Source organism: Uliginosibacterium sp. H1 (genome assembly GCF_036017065.1).
GTDB lineage: Bacteria > Pseudomonadota > Gammaproteobacteria > Burkholderiales > Rhodocyclaceae > Uliginosibacterium.
Window position 1 is genome coordinate 1,214,824 of sequence record NZ_JAYXHR010000001.1, and the last position, 18,925, is coordinate 1,233,748.

Consider the following 18,925-nt stretch of genomic DNA (forward strand, 5'->3'; position numbering starts at 1 on the left):
TGATCCATGCGTCACATGCAGCTATCCGTTGCAGCAACCCTGTTGCTTGCCACCATCGGCAGCGCCGCGGCAGCCAATCGCCCCGCCGGCTACGTCACCATCTGTACCGAGAACAAGACCTGCAACGTCGCCACGACGACCAACGTCGCCTTCGGCCGCGCCGACCAGTTCTTCTACAAGCAGCTCACCGGCAGCTTCACCTGCAACCAGGCAACCTTCGGTGGCCGCGTCGGGGGTGGCACGAACGAGTGTTCGGTGCCGGGCAGCTCCGGCGGCGGCTCGTCGTCGAGCAGCAGCTCCAGCTCATCCAGTTCGTCATCGAGCTCTTCGTCGAGCTCCAGCACTTCGTCCAGTTCTTCCAGCTCGTCGAGCTCCTCCTCGAGCACCGGCAGTTCGAGTACCTCTACCAGCAGCTCTTCGGGCGGACCGCTCAATGAGTACATCGGCCCGCCGCGGCCCGGCCTGACCGAGTGCGCGAAGAAAGGCGAGTTCTGTGGATTCTCCGGGGCACGACAAGTCGTCGCCGGCGGTGTGATCCGCTACAACCACAGCAGCAACGGTGGTTACGTCAACATGACATTCGCGAGCGAGCCCGTGGAGTTCATCAATGGCGTGATGTGCGACGGCACGAACTTCCGGCTCTTCGATAGCAGCAGCCACGCCAGCGTCGCGCGCTGCTTCACGGTTGACGGCAGCTCGTCCAGCTCCAGCGGCGGCACCGGCGGCTTCGCCTCGGTGGCCGCAGATGGCCGTACCGGAACCTTCGGCGGCGCAGGCGGGCAGGAAGTCCTCGTCACCACCTTCGCAGCCCTGCGTGATGCCATTGCCGACAACACGCCGCGTGTCATCCGCGTGTCCGGCACGATTAACGCCGAAGGCGGCGTGAAGATGATCAACGTCGGCTCGCACAAGTCCATCCTCGGTGTCGGCAGCACTGCGAAGCTCGTGGGCTTCGGTCTGGACGTCAGCGGCTGGACGCCTGCGGTGCGTGCAGCCAACGGCGGCACCGAGTGCACGCCGGACAAGGCGAGCAGGTTCACCCACGTCACCAACGTGATCATCCGCAACCTGACCTTCCAGGCGCCGACGGACGATGGCGTGCAGGTGTCGTGCTACTCGCGCCATGTGTGGGTGGATCACAACACCTTCACCAAGGGCAGCGACGGCTCGGTGGACGTCAAGCGCGGTTCGGACTGGGTGACCATTTCGTGGAACCGTTTCGACAACACGGTGAAGACCATGCTGCTGGGCCACGACGACAGCAACGGCGCGCAGGACACCGGCAAGCTGCATGTCACCTATCACCACAACTTCATGAACACCACCGACCAGCGCAACCCGCGCGTGCGCTTCGGCCAGGCACACGTGTACAACAACTACGTGCTGAACACCGGTGACTACATGATCGGCAAGGGCGTCGGCAGCTCGATCCATGCCGATGGCAACTACGTGGATGGCGCCGACGCGGTGACGGACGAATACGGTGGCAGCGACCTGACCTGGGCGGCGGACAACATCGTCGTCAACGTCGGCCCCAGCGACCAGGCGGTGGCGAACGGCAAGGGCTTCAACCCGGCCAGCTACTACACCTACCAGAAGGACCCCGCCGCCAACATTCCGGTGATCGTTTCGCAAGGTGCGGGCGCCGGCAAGATCTCGCCCTGACAGACAGGGCCGGCAGACCCCACGGTCCGCTGGCCCTCCACCACGTTTGCATGACGGCGGGTAGCCATTCCGGGCTGCCCGCCCTCCCACACAAGGAGGCATCATGAACTTCGTCAGTTTCACGATCGGCATCGCCCTGCTGACACTGGCCGTCTCGGTCCAGGCAGCAAACCGCCCGGCCGGCTACGTCACCATCTGCAGCGAGAACAAGACCTGCAACGTGGCCACGACGACCAACGTCGCCTTCGGCCGCGCCAACCAGTTCTTCTTCAAGCAGCTCACCGGCAGCTTCACCTGCAACGATGCGACCTTCGGCGGTCGCATCGGTGGCGGCGTGAACGAATGCTCGGTACCGGGCTCGCCCGGCACGTCGTCGAGCAGCTCCAGCAGCTCCTCGTCCAGTTCTTCGTCCAGTTCCTCGAGCTCTTCCAGCTCCTCGTCGAGTTCCAGTTCGTCCAGCAGTTCGAGCAGCTCCAGTTCGTCGGGGACGGGCTCTTCCAGCTCGTCGAGCTCCAGCTCCAGTTCGTCCTCGGGGACCGGTTCGTCCAGTTCCTCCTCGGGAGGTGTGGTCGACAACAGCCTGGTCGGCTTTGCCACGCTGAACCGCGACGGCCGCAACGGCACGACCGGTGGCACCGGCGGCCAGACCGTGACGGTCACCAGCTTCGCGGCCCTGCGCGACGCGATTGCCGACAACACGCCACGCATCGTCTACGTGTCCGGCACGATTACCGCGGAAGGCGGCGTGAAGATGCTGAACGTGGGTTCCAACAAGTCCATCCTCGGCGTCGGTGCCACCGCCCGCATCGTGAACTTCGGCCTCGACGTCAGCGGCTGGACGCCCGCGGTGCGCGCTGCCAACGGCGGCACCGAGTGCACGCCGGACAAGGCTGGCAACTTCACGCACGTCACCAACGTCGTCATCCGCAACATCTCGTTCGAGACGCCGACGGACGACAGCGTGCAGGTATCCTGCTACTCGCGCCACGTGTGGGTGGACCACAACACCTTCACCAAGGGTTACGACGGCGCGCTGGACATCAAGCGCGGCTCGGACTGGGTGACCGTTTCCTGGAACCACTTCAAGGGCACCGACAAGACGATGCTGCTGGGTCATGACGACAACAACGCCGCGCAGGACACCGGCAAGCTGCACGTCACCTACCACCACAACTTCCTGGACCGCAGCACGCAGCGCAACCCGCGCGTGCGCTTCGGCCAGGCCCACGTCTACAACAACTACGGCAACCAGATCAGCAGCTACATGATCGGGCTCGGCGAAGGTTGCGACGTGTATGCGGATGGCAACTACCTGCAGTTCGCCGACAACGTGACCGACGACTTCGGTGGCGACAAGTTCACCTGGGCGCCGAGCAACATCGTCATCGAGACCGACAAGGCAGCGGTCAACCTGGCGCCGGCGTTCAACCCGTCCAGCTACTACAGCTACACGCTGGACCCGGCCGCCAACCTGCCGGTGATCGTTCCGCAGGGTGCGGGCGTGGGCAAGATCGTTCCCTGATGCCCGGACGCTGAAAGACCACTGAAGACTCACTGACGTCTCACTGACGTCCATAGCGGGGGTGGGGCATCGACGGGTGCCTCGCCCGTCGCACCTCACTTCTCAGGAGATTTCCATGCACGCAAGATTCCTTGCCGTGGCGCTGATGGGCGCCACGCTGGGCGGCGCAGCCCTGGCCGCCAACCGGCCCGCGGGCTACGTCACCATCTGCACCGAGAACAAGACCTGCAACGTGGCCGCGACGACCAATGTCGCCTTTGGTCGCGCCGACCAGTTCTTCTACAAGCAGCTCACCGGCAGCTTCGTCTGCAACCAGGCCACTTTCGGCGGGCGTATCGGTGGCGGCACCAATGAATGCTCGGTGCCCGGCTCGCCCAGTTCCTCGTCGAGCAGCTCCAGCAGTTCATCGTCCAGCAGCTCGTCCTCGAGTTCTTCTTCGAGCTCCTCCTCCAGCTCCTCCAGCAGCTCGAGTTCGTCCTCCGGTACCGGCTCCTCCAGCTCCAGTTCGTCGAGCTCCAGTTCCAGCTCGTCGTCCGGCACGGGTTCGTCGAGTTCCTCCAGCTCCTCGGGCAACGGCTCCAGCAGCGGCAACGCGCCGGGTGTGAACGGCTTCGCCTCACTCAACCGCGATGGCCGTAACGGCACCAACGGCGGCGCAGGCGGGCCGACCGTGACCGTCACCACCTTCGCCGCGCTGCGCGACGCCATCGCCGACAGCAGCCCGCGCATCGTCTACGTGTCCGGCACCATCAACGCGGAAGGTGGCGTGAAGATGCTGAACGTCGGCTCCAACAAATCCGTGCTCGGCGTCGGCAGTGCCGCCAGGCTGGTGGGCTTCGGGCTGGACGTGAGCGGCTGGACCCCGGCGGTGCGCGCCGCCAACGGCAACACGGAATGCACCCCCGACAAGGCCGCCAACTTCGCCCACGTGTCGAACGTCATCATCCGCAACCTGACCTTCGACAACTACGCGGACGACGGCGTGCAGGTGTCCTGCTACTCGCATCACGTGTGGATCGATCACAACACCTTCCTGCAGGGCACGGACGGTGCGGCGGACGTGAAGCGCGGCTCGGACTGGGTGACCATCTCGTGGAACCGCTTCGTCGGCACCGACAAGAGCATGCTGCTCGGCCACTCCGACGACAACGCCGCGCAGGACCGCGGCAAGCTGCACGTCACCTACCACCACAACTGGCTGGAGCGCAGCATCTCGCGCCACCCGCGGGTGCGCTTCGGCCAGGCGCACGTGTACAACAACTACGCCAACCAGGTGCAGAGCTACATCGTGGGCCTGGGCGACGAGTGCGACATCCACGCCGACGGCAACTACATCGACTACGTGAACGTGGTCGGCAAGGGTTTCGGCGGCAGCGTGTTCACCTGGGACGCGACCAACTACGCGGTGGAAGTGGATGATCCGATCCAGCAGACCGGTAGCGCGTTCAACCCGCGCAGCTACTACGACTACACGCTGGACCCGGCCATCAACATTCCTACCATCGTCGGACAGGGGGCAGGCGCCGGCCGGATCGTGCCCTGAGCGTTCTCCACGCATCCACGGAAAAGCCCTCCCCTCGCCGGGAGGGTTTTTTCATTCCAGGTGCCACTCGTGGACCAGGTCCGTTCCGTCAGCACTGACGGCCACGTCCTACAGACATGCCCTGGCGGCCTCCCTATGCTCAAGGCAGAAGGTTCTTCAACGGAGGCTTCCATGTCCCACATCATCGCAGCGCGATTCGCAACTTTCGACCAGGCGCACAGCGCTACCCGTGAGGCGATCCGTGCCGGCTTTTCCAGTCAGGACGTGTCCACGTTCTTCGTCAATCCTCCCGGCCAGAATCACGCCCGCGCCATGGGCGGCGACGAGTTCGCCGACCGCGGTGCGAAGGGCGCGTCGCGCACGGCGATGGCCGGGGCCGCGATCGGCGCCTGCGTCGGCAGCGCCGTGGGTGCCGCGCTGGCGGTCACCACCGAGGTCCCCGCTGCCGGTGCCGCCGTTACGGGCGCGATTGGGGCCTACGTCGGTTCGCTGATGGGCGCCATGAATGGCACCGGCGACGCACGTCGCCCGGCCGCGCCGGGGCGCAGCCTCGGTGTGCGTCATTCAGGCGTGCTGGTGGCGGTGCGGGTGGACGAGCAGAGCGACGACGAGGCCGCCAAGGTCCTCAGCCGCGCGGGCGGCGTCGATGTCGAGGAAGCCCAGGGCGTCTGGCGTGACGGCACCTGGTCGGATTTCGATCCGGTGCGGCCGCCTGTCCTCAGCGACAAGGTGCCGGCGCGCACCGCCCCCTGACTGACGGGCACGGGGCTTCGGCCCCTCACACGCTGGCGGCGCCGATCAGCATGCGCCATGCACTCCCACATGCCATGCCGATAGTGCGCTGCCACCGGCGTCCTGCCACCGCGGCGCCGTGACTCTCACGGCACGCGGCCGGCCACGCCAACTCACCGACTGCAACTGCAGCATTTTGCCGCCGCTACGCCGCGCTGTGGGCGTACTACCACCCTCGAAGCGTACGGGTAGTGGCTGGGCCGGGCACCATCGGCCGCTACCTCCGCGACGACCTTCATCGCCTCGCGGTCTGCCATTGCCTGCGCTGCGCTTGCGTCACACTCCACCCGAACGGAGAGGCTGGCCCGGACGGCACGTTGGCGATCAATGCATGCCTCTTGGGCCAGCGGTCATAGCGGGGCTGCGCGTCAAATCTGCTGGATGACATGGGGGAAGCTGGAAGGACGACGTCAAGTATTACGTCGACCGGGATTGACGTCGGCAGATCACGCCACAGCGCTGACGTCGCAGGTGCCGGAATCAGGGCGGCGGTGCCGTGAGCAGCGCGGCCGGCTTGTCCGAATGGGAGCCTTCGCGGTGGGCGTAGACGTAGGTGAACTCTGCGCCCAGCAGGAAGATCTGCGTCGAGTAATACACCCAGATCAACAGCACTGCGAACGCACCGGCCGCGCCGTAGGAGGACGACACGGCGCTCTTGCCGATGTACAGGCCGATGAGGAACTTGCCCAGCGAGAACAGCAGCGCATTGATGGCGGCGCCGACGGTCACGTCACGCCAGGCGATCCGCACGTTGGGCAGGATCTTGTAGATCATCGCGAACAGCACCGCGGTCACGATGAAGGAGACGGCGAAGTTCAGCACCTGCAACGCGATCTCCATGCCGACGAAGGCCTCGCTCCACACCTGCCCCAATGCCGCGACGGCACTGGTCACCACCAGCGAGATGATCATCAGGAAGCCGATGCCCAGCACCATGCTGAAGGTCAGCAGGCGTCCCACCAGGAAGTTCATGACGCCGCTTCCTGTGCGCTCCGGCGCCTTCCAGATGCGGTCCAGGTCGTTCTGCAATTCCACGAACACGGTGGTGGCCCCCACCAGCAGCATGCCGAAGCCGATCAGGGTGCCGACGAGGCCGCCGTCCTGGCGGTCGGCGTTCTGCAGCATGGCCTGGATCGCCTCGGCGGCGTGCGCGCCCACCAGCCCGCTGATCTGCCCGGCGATGGCGCCCTCGGCCGCATCGCGGCCGAACACCAATCCGGCGATCGTGGTGACGATCAGCAGCAGCGGTGCGATGGAGAAGGCGGTGTAGTAGGCCAGCGCTGCACCCATGCTGGGCGCGCGGTCGTCGGACCACTTGGTCACCGCCGCGACGACGAGCTCGCCGAAGATGCTCAGGCGTGACACGACACTGCGCGCCACCCGATGGCCGTGTGACGGACGCGACAGGCTCAGTTGCATGGGCGTCGTTCCCGTGCGGCGCTCAGGAATGGTCGCGGCCGCGCGTGCGGGTGACGCCGGTGAGGATGCCCAGGCCCAGCATGATCAGCGCGGCGATGCCCACGTACAGGCCGGGCACGCCTGCGACGGACAGGCCCCAGGCCACGCCGCCGATGAAGATCACGACGCCTACGAGATAGATGCCGAAGGACATGATCGACTCCAGATCAACTTATTGAATGAATTGCGGGTGAGGTGATGTGGCGTTATGCGCGGGATGGCGTTGCCGCAGCGACGCCATCCCTGCAGTCACGCTCAGTGGTTGCTGACGCGGACGTGTTCGCCCAGGCCGGAGGCCGGCTTGCCCGAGGTGATGGCACGCGCGGCGGCGTACAGCTGCACCACCCGCGACGGTCCCTCCCAGTACTCGGCGTCACTCAGTTCCACGCGGATCAGCACCACGTGCGGGTCGTTCTGTCCCTTCGGGAACCATGCATCGTCGGTATCACGCCAGTAGCGTTCGACACGCGCATGGTCCTGCTGCAGAGCGGCGATGCCGGACAGCGAGATGAAGCTCTTGTCGGCACCGTTGATGAAGCTGATGTTCACATGGTGCTCGTGGTTGATCTCCTGGGTCTTCGCCGAGTCGTCGGAGGTCATGAACCACAGCGTGCCATCGTCCTCCACCTCCTGGACGCGCATCGGTCGGCTGCGCAGTTGGCCACGTTCGTCGTCCACCGTGGTGAGCATGCAGAACTCGTGTTCACGCATTTTCTCCACCAGCGTATTGAGCTGTTCTTCGTGCGTTTGATGGTCTTCCATGATCGCCTCCTTGCGGCACCACTTCGATGAGGATTGCTGTGGAGACATGCTGCGCTCCGCTCGCCGACGACCCGGTAGGACATTTCGCCTCCCCCTGTGCGACAAGCGCGCACGCAACTGTCAGCAGATTCCCACAGTCCGCGCTGCACGCGGCGCGCATAGTTGCAGCAATGTTTGCAGCGACGTTTCGACGCGCTGCGCGGCCCCGCGGCGTTCCGCGACGACACCCGGGCGGCGTCGAATCCGACGACGGCCCTGATGACGAACCGGACGCCGGCCGCGCAGTCCCACATGAGGGAGGAACCTCAGTGAAAGGAGACACCATGCATACCACCTGGGTCATTGCAGCCGACGCAAGCCGCGCCCGCATCTTCGAACTGGAGGACCGCAAGATCAGCGCGGTGCACACGGTGAAGGAGTTCGAGCACAAGCAGGGGCGCGCCCACATCCGCGAGATCAATACCGACGCCGACGGGCGCTTCGGCGGCCGCGACGGCCAGTCACACGTGTCGCAGCCCGCCGTCGACGCCGCCCAGCACGAGATGGACGTGTTCAGCAAGATCGTCGGCGACTACCTCGACAAGGCCGCACAGGAGCGCCGCTACGAACGCCTGTGGGTACTCGCTCCGCCGAAGCTCCTGGGGCTGATCCGCCAGAACCTCGGCAAGAAGGCTGCCGGCCTGGTCGAGGAGGAAATCGCGAAGGACATTTCCTGGTTCGACGAGCGCGACATCCAGGACTACCTGCGTCGCCACGCGACGCGCCACTGATCGCCCGACATGGACGTTCTCGTCATAGACATCGGCGGTAGCTCGGTCAAGCTGTTCCAGTCCAGCACCCACGACGTGAGTCGTTTCGATTCCGGCCCCGAAATGAGGCCGGACGAATTCATCCGGCAGGTACAGGCGCACACCAGCGGCTGGTCTTATGACGTGGTGTCCATCGGCTACCCCGGTCGGGTCGGTCCAACCGGCCCGACCGAGGAGCCGGGCAATCTCGGGGACGGCTGGGTCGGCTTCGATTTCGAGGCCGCCCTGCAGCGCCCGATGCTGATGGTGAACGACGCCATCCTGCAGGCCCTCGGTGGCTACGCCGGCAACCGCATGCTGTTCCTGGGCCTGGGCACCGGGCTGGGCTCGGCGCTGGTCACCAGCTCGTTCGTGGTGCCGCTGGAACTCGGCGGCCTGCCCTACGACCGCGAGGAGATGCTGTGGGAACGGCTGGGCCGCGAGGGCCGCGAACGCTACGGGCACGAAGCCTGGATGGAGACGCTGACCGAAGCCGCCGTGCGCCTGCGCAACGCCTTGTGCGCCGACTACGTGCTGCTCGGCGGCGGTAACGCCGAACTGGTCGATCCACTGCCCGAGGGCGCCCACCGTGGTGGCAACGAAGATGCCTTCCTCGGCGGCGTGCGACTGTGGGAGGACGGCGTCAAGCATCACGAGGGCGACACGACACGCATGTGGTCCGTGCTCTGACGCGCACGGACTTCCGCCACACGGAGGAAAGCAATGAAGTACACGGTACTTGCCACCGACTACGACGGCACGCTGGCCAAGGACGGCGCGGTCGACGACACCACCCTGGACGCACTGCGCCGCCTGCGCGCATCCGGCCGCAGGCTGGTCATGGTGACCGGCCGCGAGCTGCGCGACCTGGCCCTGATCTTCAACCACTTCGAACTCTTCGACCATATCGTCGCGGAGAACGGCGCGGTGGTTTACACCCCCTCCACGCAGTCCACCCGCGGCCTTGCCGCCGCCCCGCCCCAGGCTTTCCTGGATCTGCTGTCGCAGCAGAACATCGGCGTGTCGGTCGGGCACTGCATCGTCGCCACCTTCGAGCCGAACGAGCACGCGGTGCTGGCCGCGATCCGCGACCTCGGCATGGAGTGGCACGTGATCTTCAACAAGGGCGCCGTGATGGCCCTGCCCGCCAACGTGACCAAGGCCACCGGCCTGGCCGCGGTGCTGCAGGAGATGGACGTCTCGCCCGAGAACGTCGTCGGGGTGGGCGATGCCGAGAACGACCACGCCTTTGTACGGCGCTGCGGCCTGTCGGTCGCCGTGTCCAATGCCCTGCCCTCGCTGAAGGCCAACGTCGACCTGATTACGCAGAACGCGCGCGGGGCCGGTGTCACCGAGTTGATCGAGCGCCTGCTCGCCAACGATCTCGCCGACGTGTCACCCAACCCGGTGGTGCATGACCCGCTGATCGAAGCCTGAGCGGCTTCACTCGGTCTTTGCCCGCGACGCCCGCGCCTTGCGCGCCGGTTTCGCAGGCTGCGTGTTCTCGTACGTGTTATGCCGCGGGATGCCCAGTTTCTCCAGCATCTGCATGGCGTTGTGCGGCGCCTGCTCCTTCTCCGTGTTGTCGAAGTAGCAGAACACGTCACGGTGCGCGCGGTGGCGCGGGCTCGTGTCCGTCATCACCGGCATGTCGGCAGGCTGCTCGCCGTCGTACCAGCTCAGGATGCGCACCGCCCAGGTGTCGAGGACCTTGTCCATGTAGTTGCTGTTGTACAGCTCGCTGTCGCCGTGGCAGGCGCAGGTACATGAAGTCCGTGCAGACGTCGCCGTACTCCGGCCAGCGACCACCGCTGTCGGCCACGACCAGCGCGACGCCATGCCTGCGCAGCATCTTCACGAAGTCCGCATCGACGAAGCTGTCGTGGCGGATCTCCACCGCATGACGCAGCACGCGCTTGGCGTCGTCCTCGCCGTCGTCCTGGCCGCCGTTCATCACGCCGGCTGTGGAGCGCGCAGACAGGTGCTTCTCTACGAAGGCGGAGGCAGCCTCCGCGTCATGCGGCAGGCAGGCCAGGAAGGCCTCGAAACGCTCCGCGTCGAAACGGAACCAGGGCGGGAACTGCCAGAGCACCGGCCCCAGTTTCTCCTTCAGTTCGAAGATGCCGGAGGCCAGGAAGCGTGCGATGGGCGCCTCGATGTCCTGCAGCCGGCTCTGGTGCGTGACGCGCTGCGGCGCCTTCACGCTGAAGACGAAATCCTCCGGCGTCTGCGCATACCAGGTGGCAAAGTTCTCCGGCTTCTTCGCGCCGTAGAAAGTGCTGTTGATCTCGATGGTGGGCAGCGCGCGCGACGCGTAGGCCAGTTCGTCCTTCTGCGTCAGCGCATCGGGATAGAAGCCGTTGCGCCAGGGCTCGTACTTCCAGCCGGAAATGCCGACGCGCACCGCGCGCCGCATGCTGTCCCGCGACTTGTCGTCTGCCTGGCTCATCGCAACCGCCTCTCTCGTCGTCGACCGCGTCGACCCTGTTGCCCGGTTCGACGCGACGGCGGCTGCTTGGTTCGGGGTGGCTCGATGGCGCGGGCGTGGTGCGCCGCTACTCCATGCTGGCGGCCAGCGCCGCCGACGACGCGCCGTTGCGCCTGGGCATGCGCAGCAACAGGACCAGCGGCACCGCGGCCAGCGTCACCCACATCATCAGGCGGAAGTCCTGCAGGTAGGCCAGCACGGCGGCCTGCCGGGCCACCAGGGCATCGACGGCCGCCAGCCCCTGCGGTGTCTGCAGGTCTACCAGCCCGTGCTGCACGGCATCCGCGAGCGACGGGTTGAACGGCGAGATGTACTGCGCGAACACGGCATGGTTGGCCTGCATACGCTGGGCCAGGTAGGTGATGACCACCGAGATGCCGATGCTGCTGCCGATGTTGCGCATCAGGCTGTAGAGCGCCGTCCCCTCGGTGCGGAACCGCGGCGCGAGCGTCGAGAAGGTGATGGTCGACAGCGGCACGAAGATGAAGCCCAGCCCCAGGCCCTGCGTGACGCCGGTACGCACCACGTCCCACGCGGTGATGTCGGTGGTGAACAGCGTCATCTCGTAGAGCGACAGGCTGGTGAGCCCCAGCCCGACGAGGATCTTGAGTCGCGCATCCACCTTGCCGACCAGCTTGCCGACCACCACCATCGCCACCATGGTGCCCAGGCCACGCGGGGCCAGCACCATGCCCACGTCGACGACCGGGTAGCCCATCAGGTTCTGCAGGAACGGGGGCAGCAGCGCCATGGTGGCGAGCAGGATCACCCCCACCACGAAGATGAACACCAGCCCCACGCTGAAGTTGCGGTCACGGAAGATCGCCGGCTCCACGAAGGGCTGCGGGTGCGTCAGGATGTGGGCGACGAAGAGGTACATGGCAAAGCCGGCAAGGAGCGCCTCCACCACGATCTCCGGGCTGGCGAACCAGTCCAGCGAGTGGCCGCGGTCCAGCATCATCTGCAGCGCCCCCACGGCCACCGCCAGCGCGGCGAAGCCGAACAGGTCGAAGCGACGGCTGTCGTCCTTCGGCGTCTCGCGCAGGTAGGCCACCAGCCCAAGCCAGGCCATCAGCCCGAAAGGCAGGTTGATGTAGAACACCCAGCGCCAGTTGTAGTACTCGGTCAGCCAGCCGCCGAGCGAAGGCCCGAGGATGGGGCCGACCATCACGCCCACGCCCCACATCGCCATGGCCGAGCCGTGCTGCTCGGGCGGGTAGGTGTCCAGCAGCACGGCCTGCGACAGGGGCACCAGGCTCGCGCCGAACACGCCCTGCAACAGGCGGAATGCGACGATCTGCTCCAGGTTCTGCGCCGCGCCGCACAGCATGGAGGTCAGCGTGAAACCGACGACCGACCACAGGAACACCCGCTTGCGCCCCAGGCGTGCCGACAGGAAACCGGTCAGCGGCATGCAGATGGCGGCCGCCACGATGTAGGAGGTCAGCACCCAGGAAATCTGGTCCTGGGTGGCGCCCATCGCGCCCTGCATGTGCGGCAGGGCCACGTTGGCGATGGTGGTGTCCAGCGCCTGCATGATGGTGGCCAGCATCACCGCCAGCGTGATCATGCTGCGATGGCCGGCATCCACCCCGCCCGCCGGTGCCTGCGTGCTGTGCATGGCGGAACTCAGATGCGCATGCCCAGCAGGCTGCGGCGGTGTCCGGTATCGATCTTCACCACGGCGCTGAGGCCGGCGCGCAGCGCGGGCATGTCGGCGGCATCATCCAGGCGGATGCGCACCGACACGCGCTGGGCCACCTTCACCCAGTTGCCGGTGGCGTTCTGCGCGGGAAGGATGGAGAACTCCGAACCGGTGGCCGGGCTCAGGCTGTCCACCTCGCCCAGCCATTCGCGGCCAGGGTAGGTATCGATCTCGATGCGCACCGGCTGGCCCGGCTGCACGTAGGTCAGGTCGGTCTCGGTGTAGTTGGCCTCGACCCACAGCGAGCCACCGGCCACCAGCGCCATTGCGGTGGTGCCGGCCGTGACGTACTGGCCGGGCTTGGGCGGCTTGCTGACGATGCCCGCCACGGCGGCATGCACTTCGGTGCGCGCGAGGTTCAGGCGCGCCTCGTTGAGCGAGGCCAGCGCCGCGCGGTAGCGCGGGTGCTGCTCCACCGGCGTGTCGACGCCGTTGAGGGACTCGGCGATCTGGCGCAGGTCCTGTTCCTGGGTGGATATCTCCAGCGCGGCGAGGTCGGCCCCCTGACGCGCTTCGTCGAACTTGGCGGCGGACACGAAGTTGCGTGCCACCAGGTCGGCCTGCCGCTTCTCCTCACGCATCGCGAAGTCGCGCTTGCTGCGGGCCACCGCCAGTTCCGCCTGCTTGGCGCGGTAGCTGGCCCTCACGGCCGCGAGATCGGTACGCACCTCCGCCAGTCCAGCCTCGGCACGGGCCACGGCAACCTGGAAGGGTGCGGGGTCGAGGCGGAACAGCACCTGGCCGGTCTTCACCGCCTGGTTCTCCTCCACCAGCACTTCTCGCACGGTGCCGGACACCTCGGCGCTGATCGGCACCTTGTCCGCCTTCACATAGGCGTTGTCGGTCTCGACGAAGCGTCCGCCGTGCAGGTACAGCGCCGTCCCGGCCGCTGCCGCGACCAGCGGCACGACCACCAGCAGCAGCAAGCGGCGGCTGCGGTTCTTCGGTGACACGGCGACTGCCGTCGACGTGGAGGAGTTGCCGTCTTGCGTTTCCATGCTTCCCTGCTCTTTCCTGCCTGCTATGTTGGTGTCCGCGGCTCAGCGGGCGGACAGGTTGCCGCGCATCGTTTCCAGCGCGTTCATCAGGGCGGCGGACTGTTCCGCGTCCAGGCAGCGCAATGCTTCCGAGCGCACCGCGCGCGCCACCCGTTCGATCAGCGCCAGCTTCTCCGCCGCCGCCACCCCGAGGTGGATCTGGTAGGCGCGCCGGTCATTCGGATCAGGCCGGCGCTCCACCAGCCTGTCGGCCTCCAGCGCGTCGATCAGCCTGGCGAGGGTGATGGGCTGCATTTCCAGCAGCTCGGCCACGTCGATCTGTCGCACACCCTGGTTGCGCGACACATGCAGCAGCACCCGCGCCTGTGCCAGCGTCAGCCCGCCCTGCTCGGCCTCCAGCTTCTGCATGAAGCGGCGGCGCATCAGCCGGGAGACATCGGTGAGGAGGAACCCCACGCTTTCGGTTCTGGTGGAAGCCATGTGCAGCCTATATCGTATATGTTGCTTATTATATTGCCGGTACACGACATTGCAAGCGGCACGCTGTAACGGATCGTGGCGGATTCCGGCAAAACGCCACCGCACCCCGACCTGCCACGCGGGAGCTGACTCACCACGAGCCCAGAAAAAAGCGCCGGGCATGCCCGGCGCTTTTTTAACCTTCAGGTCGGCGAAAAATCAGGCCAGGTCGAAGCGATCCAGCTCCATCACCTTCACCCACGCCGCCACGAAGTCCTCGACGAACTTCTGCTGCGCGTCCGCGCTGCCATACACCTCGGCCAGCGCGCGCAGCTGTGCGTTGGAGCCGAACACCAGGTCGACACGGCTGGCGGTCCACTTCGTCTCGCCGGTCTTGCGGTCACGTCCCTCGAAGACCTCGCGGTCCGCCGAGGCCGGCTTCCACTCGGTCGCCATGTCCAGCAGGTTCACGAAGAAGTCGTTGCTCAACGCGCCGATCTTCGACGTGAACACGCCCTGTGCGCTGCCGCCGGTGTTCGCCCCCAGCACGCGCAGGCCGCCGATCAGCACGGTCATCTCCGGGGCGGTCAGCGTCAGCAGTTGCGCCTTGTCGATCAGCAGCACTTCGGCCGGCACGCTGTAGCGGCCCTTCACGAAATTGCGGAAGCCATCGGCCACCGGCTCCAGGGGCGCAAAGGACTCGGCGTCGGTCTGCGCCTCGCTTGCATCGCTGCGGCCGGGACGGAACGGCACCGTGACCGGCGTGCCGGCCTTGCGCGCCGCTTCTTCCACACCGGCGGCGCCGGCCAGCACGATGAGATCGGCCAGCGAGACATTCCTGCCGCCCGCGTTGAAGCCGGACCGGATGTCTTCCAGCTTCGCCAGCACAGCCGCCAGTTGCTCCGGCTGGTTGGCGGCCCAGTCCTTCTGCGGCGCCAGGCGGATGCGCGCCCCGTTGGCACCACCGCGCTTGTCCGAGCCGCGGAAGCTGGAGGCCGACGCCCAGGCGGTGGACACCAGTTGCGGCACGGTGAGTCCGGAGGCCAGTACCTTCTGCTTCAGCGCGGCGATGTCCGCCTCGCTGAGCGTCGCGTCGCTGGCCGGCACCGGGTCCTGCCAGATGAAGTCTTCCGCCGGCACTTCCGGCCCGACGTAGCGGGACTTCGGGCCCATGTCGCGGTGGGTGAGCTTGAACCAGGCGCGTGCGAAAGCGTCGGCAAACTCGTCCGGGTGCTCCATGAAGCGGCGCGAGATCTTCTCGTAGGCCGGGTCGAAGCGCAGCGACAGATCGGTGGTGAGCATCGTCGGCAGCAGCTTCTTCGACGGATCGAAGGCATGCGGGATGGTGGCGCCCGCGCCCTTCGCCACCCACTGGTGCGCGCCGGCGGGACTCTTGCTCAACTCCCACTCGTAACCGAACAGGTTCCAGAAAAAGTTGCCGCTCCAGCGCGTCGGCGTGGTGGTCCATGTGACCTCCAGCCCGCTGGTGATGGCGTCCGCACCCTTGCCGCTGCCGTGGCTGTTGTGCCAGCCGAAGCCCTGCGCCTCCAGGTCGGCCGCTTCCGGCTCCTTGCCGACATGCGAGGCCGCGGCCGCGCCGTGGGTCTTGCCAAAGGTGTGGCCACCGGCGATCAGCGCGACGGTTTCCTCGTCGTTCATGGCCATGCGCGCAAAGGTGTCGCGGATATCGCGGGCGGCGGCGATCGGGTCCGGGTTGCCGTCCGGGCCTTCCGGGTTCACGTAGATCAGGCCCATCTGCACGGCGGCCAGCGGGTTCTCCAGGTCACGCGTGTGCGGCACCTTGCTGTCGTCGTCCTTCACCAACACGCCGTGGTCCTTCTCCACGCCGGGCGAGCCGCGCGAATAGCGCTCGTCGCCACCCAGCCAGTTGGTCTCGCGGCCCCAGTACACATCGAGGTCCGGCTCCCACACGTCGGCACGGCCACCGCCGAAGCCCAGCGTCTTGAAGCCCATCGATTCCAGCGCGACGTTGCCGGTCAGGATCATCAGGTCGGCCCAGGAAATGCTGCTGCCGTACTTCTGCTTGATCGGCCACAGCAACCGGCGCGCCTTGTCGAGACTCACGTTGTCCGGCCAGCTATTGAGCGGCGCGAAGCGTTGCTGCCCGCGCCCGCCACCGCCACGGCCGTCACCGGTCCGGTAGGTGCCGGCGCTATGCCATGCCATGCGGATGAACAGCGGGCCGTAGTGCCCGAAATCCGCCGGCCACCAGTCCTGCGAATCGGTCATCAGCGCCTTGAGGTCAGCCTTCAGCGCCGCGTAGTCGAGCCCCTTGAAGGCGGCTGCGTAATCGAAGTCCTGGCCCATCGGGTCGGACTTGCTGGAGTGCTGGTGCAGCAGGTCCAGCCGCAGCTGATTGGGCCACCAGTCCCTGTTCGTCGTACCGCCACCGGGGGTGGCGTGCGGGAACGGACATTTCTTCTCGTTATTTTCGTTCGTGTCGCTGCTCATGAGCTTCTCCTCTGAATCAGGGAAATCGGTCAGACTCGGCATGTCCCGTGAATGGCATCCGGGTATTACGCAGGTCGGCAGCTTTCGCGGCCATTTCCTGCGGCTCTTTCCTGCTGCCGGTACCCATCAGGATAGTTCTGCCCGCCTTTGGTTTCTGCCCATCGGGACGATAGTTGCCGAATCACAGGAAGGCTTGACGAGGGTCAAGCCAGCGCGCCGGATGAGGCCTCGCAGCATGGGGCGGCTGAATACGGACGATGCCCCGGGAAAATGCCCCGGGAGAATGACGTGAGGAAATGAGGATGATCGTCACCCGGCCCGCCATGCCGGCGGAATTCGCCGACGCGCAGCGCTTCTACGACGCCTGCGGCTACGGTGGCGCAGCCATCGTTCCGACCGACACGGTCATCCTCGCCAGGGAGCAGGAGCGCATCGTCGCCATCGGCCGCCTCTGCCACGAAGGCGGCCTGCTGTGCCTGCGTGGCATGCAGGTACACCAGGACTTCCAGCGACAGGGACTCGGGACACAGGTGCTGCGCGAGCTGGAACGCGCGATCGGCGATACGCCCTGCTACTGCCTGCCGTACGGTCACCTCGTGACGTTCTATGCGCAGGCCGGCTTCGCGCGTGTCGGCCCGGATGAACTGCCCGAGCTGCTACGGGAGCGGCTGGCGAACAACCTGCAGCGCGGGCTGGATGTGATCGCGATGGTTCGCTGAGCTCACTCCGCTCCGTAGCGGTGATCCGCAAAGCAACCCACCACGGCCTTCATGACCAATGGAACGGGTAAGTTACCGCTGCGCGCCGAACCCACCCTGAGCGACAGTCGCCTGCCTCAATCCTTCTCCAGCAACCCGAAGCGCTTCAACTGCGTGCGCACCACGTTGCGGGACACCGACAGGCACTTCGCGGTCTGCACCTGGTTGCCCTTGCAGTGGCGGAAGGCGCTGCTGACGAGTGAGCGTTCGACCAGTTCGTAGAGGTCAGGCTGGCCTTGCACGAAGAGGCGGCCGAAGAGGACTTCCAGCGCGCTGAGCACGAGGTCGGCGTCGGCTTGCGAGCCGGGTTCGCACACCGGGAAGGTGGGTTCGCCACTCGCCTGCAAGAGGCGCAGGTCGGCGGCGCCGATGCGGCCATCGCGGCTGACGATCATCGCGTAGTGCACGGTGTTCTCCAGCTCGCGGAGGTTGCCGTGCCAGGGGTGGGCGCGCAGCAGCGCTTCGGCCTCCGGCGTCACCTCCACCTCCTGGTGGCCGAGCTTGGGGCCGTAGAGCTGGGCGAAATACCGCACCAGGGCGATGACGTCGTCCGCCCGCCCGCGCAGCGGCAACAGGCGCACCGGTGCGACGTTGAGCTGGTAGTACAGATCCTCGCGGAACTCGCCGGACCTCACCACGCTGGCGAGATCGGTGCCGGCCGCGACGATAAGCCGCGTGTCGATGCCGACCGGAATGCTGGCACCGGTGCGCTGGATGCGTCGCTCCTGCAGCGCGTGCAACAGCTTGACCTGCAGTGCGGGCGACAGCGCCTCGATCTCGTCGAGGAACAGGCTGCCACCACGCGCGGCCTCGAAACAGCCCTCCACCTCTCTCGGGCTGCCGTCGGGGCCGGGCAGGTCTTCGTAGCCGAAGAGTTCCAGCTCGGCGCGCGCCGGGTCCAGCGCCTTGCAGTTCACGAAGACGTAGGGGCCGCGGCGCTGGCTGGCGTGGTGCAGGTACTCCGCCACCATGGCCTTGCCGGAACCGAGCTCGCCGAGGATCAGCGCGGGCGCATCGCTGCGCGCCAGCCGGTCGAGGAAGGCGCGTAGCGGCGCGTAGTAGGGACTGTCGAACAACAGTGCCTGGATGCGCGCCAGCAGCACGCTGCGTGAACGGCGCAGCCCCTCCTGGATGGCCGGGTGCTCGCGCAGGCGCGGGGTATGCGACTGGGTGGGTGGGGTCATGCGCCTGCCTCCTCGTCTGTATGGAACCGGCCGCGGGGCCGGATCACCGATCTGCCTGCAGGTGTGCAAAGAGCATGCCGGGCCGGTGCACACGGAAGAACCAGCGGCCTCGCGCCCCCGCAGGACCTGCCGGGCATAGGCATCAGCGGTCAGGGACGCGTGTGCGGCGGTGCCTGTGCCGGGACATCCGTTTGCTGCGCAGCACGCACCGGGCTGCGCCGCTGCTGCGTATTGGCCACCCGGCCGCAGCGACTGCTGGTTTTTCATCAGCACACCCGGTGCAACTGCTGCACAGCCAACACCGGCCAGCGCACAACCCGGCTCGTAAATC

Annotated in this window: 18 protein-coding genes; 8 read left to right on the forward strand and 10 right to left on the reverse strand. The window is 66.6% G+C overall.

Annotation, left to right across the window (positions count from 1 at the left end; all coding sequences use genetic code 11):
* The first annotated feature begins 6 nt into the window (after positions 1–6).
* The 4 genes from VVD47_RS05565 to VVD47_RS05580 all read left to right on the forward strand — a co-directional run bounded on the left by VVD47_RS05565 (position 7) and on the right by VVD47_RS05580 (position 5,483).
* Entirely contained in the window at positions 7–1,665 is a 1,659-nt protein-coding gene (locus VVD47_RS05565) for a pectate lyase family protein (RefSeq protein WP_327602403.1), read from the forward strand.
* 103 nt (positions 1,666–1,768) lie between these two features.
* Entirely contained in the window at positions 1,769–3,187 is a 1,419-nt protein-coding gene (locus VVD47_RS05570) for a pectate lyase family protein (protein ID WP_327602404.1), read from the forward strand.
* A gap of 115 nt (positions 3,188–3,302) precedes the next feature.
* The gene (locus VVD47_RS05575) at positions 3,303–4,730 is read left to right on the forward strand and encodes a pectate lyase family protein (protein WP_327602405.1); all 1,428 of its coding nucleotides are present in this window, start codon (positions 3,303–3,305) and stop codon (positions 4,728–4,730) included.
* A 171-nt stretch (positions 4,731–4,901) separates the two neighbouring features.
* Positions 4,902–5,483: a hypothetical protein gene (locus VVD47_RS05580; protein WP_327602406.1), complete on the forward strand. Its 582-nt coding sequence runs from the start codon at positions 4,902–4,904 to the stop codon at positions 5,481–5,483.
* Between the two features lie 519 nt (positions 5,484–6,002).
* On the opposite strand, the gene VVD47_RS05585 is transcribed toward VVD47_RS05580, so the two are convergent.
* The 3 genes from VVD47_RS05585 to VVD47_RS05595 all read right to left on the reverse strand — a co-directional run bounded on the left by VVD47_RS05585 (position 6,003) and on the right by VVD47_RS05595 (position 7,742).
* Positions 6,003–6,941 (reverse strand): YihY/virulence factor BrkB family protein, encoded by a 939-nt coding sequence (locus VVD47_RS05585; protein ID WP_327602407.1) that lies wholly within the window; start codon positions 6,939–6,941, stop codon positions 6,003–6,005.
* A 22-nt stretch (positions 6,942–6,963) separates the two neighbouring features.
* Positions 6,964–7,134: a hypothetical protein gene (locus VVD47_RS05590; protein ID WP_327602408.1), complete on the reverse strand. Its 171-nt coding sequence runs from the start codon at positions 7,132–7,134 to the stop codon at positions 6,964–6,966.
* A 101-nt stretch (positions 7,135–7,235) separates the two neighbouring features.
* Positions 7,236–7,742, reverse strand: coding sequence for a pyridoxamine 5'-phosphate oxidase family protein (locus VVD47_RS05595; protein ID WP_327602409.1), 507 nt, complete (start codon positions 7,740–7,742; stop codon positions 7,236–7,238).
* A gap of 323 nt (positions 7,743–8,065) precedes the next feature.
* Between VVD47_RS05595 and VVD47_RS05600 the strand changes: the two genes are divergently transcribed.
* The 3 genes from VVD47_RS05600 to VVD47_RS05610 are packed head-to-tail and all read left to right on the forward strand — an operon-like array spanning position 8,066 to position 9,967.
* Positions 8,066–8,512: a host attachment protein gene (locus tag VVD47_RS05600; RefSeq protein ID WP_327602410.1), complete on the forward strand. Its 447-nt coding sequence runs from the start codon at positions 8,066–8,068 to the stop codon at positions 8,510–8,512.
* 9 nt (positions 8,513–8,521) lie between these two features.
* The gene (locus VVD47_RS05605; protein WP_327602411.1) at positions 8,522–9,220 is read left to right on the forward strand and encodes a hypothetical protein; all 699 of its coding nucleotides are present in this window, start codon (positions 8,522–8,524) and stop codon (positions 9,218–9,220) included.
* Between the two features lie 33 nt (positions 9,221–9,253).
* The gene (locus tag VVD47_RS05610) at positions 9,254–9,967 is read left to right on the forward strand and encodes an HAD family hydrolase (RefSeq protein ID WP_327602412.1); all 714 of its coding nucleotides are present in this window, start codon (positions 9,254–9,256) and stop codon (positions 9,965–9,967) included.
* A 6-nt stretch (positions 9,968–9,973) separates the two neighbouring features.
* Here VVD47_RS05610 and VVD47_RS05615 read toward each other — a convergent pair whose 3' ends face one another.
* From VVD47_RS05615 to katG, 6 genes are all read right to left on the reverse strand, one after another.
* Positions 9,974–10,171, reverse strand: coding sequence for a hypothetical protein (locus VVD47_RS05615; protein ID WP_443080941.1), 198 nt, complete (start codon positions 10,169–10,171; stop codon positions 9,974–9,976).
* Positions 10,134–10,979: a DUF72 domain-containing protein gene (locus tag VVD47_RS05620; protein WP_327602414.1), complete on the reverse strand. Its 846-nt coding sequence runs from the start codon at positions 10,977–10,979 to the stop codon at positions 10,134–10,136. The genes VVD47_RS05615 and VVD47_RS05620 overlap by 38 nt, the downstream gene beginning before the upstream one ends.
* 106 nt (positions 10,980–11,085) lie before the next feature.
* Positions 11,086–12,639, reverse strand: coding sequence for a DHA2 family efflux MFS transporter permease subunit (locus VVD47_RS05625; protein ID WP_327602415.1), 1,554 nt, complete (start codon positions 12,637–12,639; stop codon positions 11,086–11,088).
* A gap of 8 nt (positions 12,640–12,647) precedes the next feature.
* Positions 12,648–13,721 (reverse strand): HlyD family secretion protein, encoded by a 1,074-nt coding sequence (locus tag VVD47_RS05630; RefSeq protein ID WP_327602416.1) that lies wholly within the window; start codon positions 13,719–13,721, stop codon positions 12,648–12,650.
* 42 nt (positions 13,722–13,763) lie between these two features.
* The gene (locus VVD47_RS05635; protein WP_327602417.1) at positions 13,764–14,201 is read right to left on the reverse strand and encodes a MarR family winged helix-turn-helix transcriptional regulator; all 438 of its coding nucleotides are present in this window, start codon (positions 14,199–14,201) and stop codon (positions 13,764–13,766) included.
* Positions 14,202–14,399: 198 nt separating this feature from the next.
* Positions 14,400–16,652, reverse strand: a complete 2,253-nt coding sequence (katG, locus tag VVD47_RS05640; protein ID WP_327602418.1) for a catalase/peroxidase HPI — start codon at positions 16,650–16,652, stop codon at positions 14,400–14,402.
* 302 nt (positions 16,653–16,954) lie between these two features.
* On the opposite strand from katG, the gene VVD47_RS05645 reads away from it, so the two are divergent.
* Positions 16,955–17,371 carry a GNAT family N-acetyltransferase gene (locus tag VVD47_RS05645; RefSeq protein WP_327602419.1) on the forward strand — a complete coding sequence of 139 codons (417 nt, stop codon included), beginning with the start codon at positions 16,955–16,957 and terminating at the stop codon, positions 17,369–17,371.
* A 116-nt stretch (positions 17,372–17,487) separates the two neighbouring features.
* Here VVD47_RS05645 and VVD47_RS05650 read toward each other — a convergent pair whose 3' ends face one another.
* Complete coding sequence (locus VVD47_RS05650) at positions 17,488–18,594, reverse strand: sigma 54-interacting transcriptional regulator (protein WP_327602420.1); 1,107 nt, start codon at positions 18,592–18,594, stop codon at positions 17,488–17,490.
* Positions 18,595–18,925: the final 331 nt, after the last annotated feature.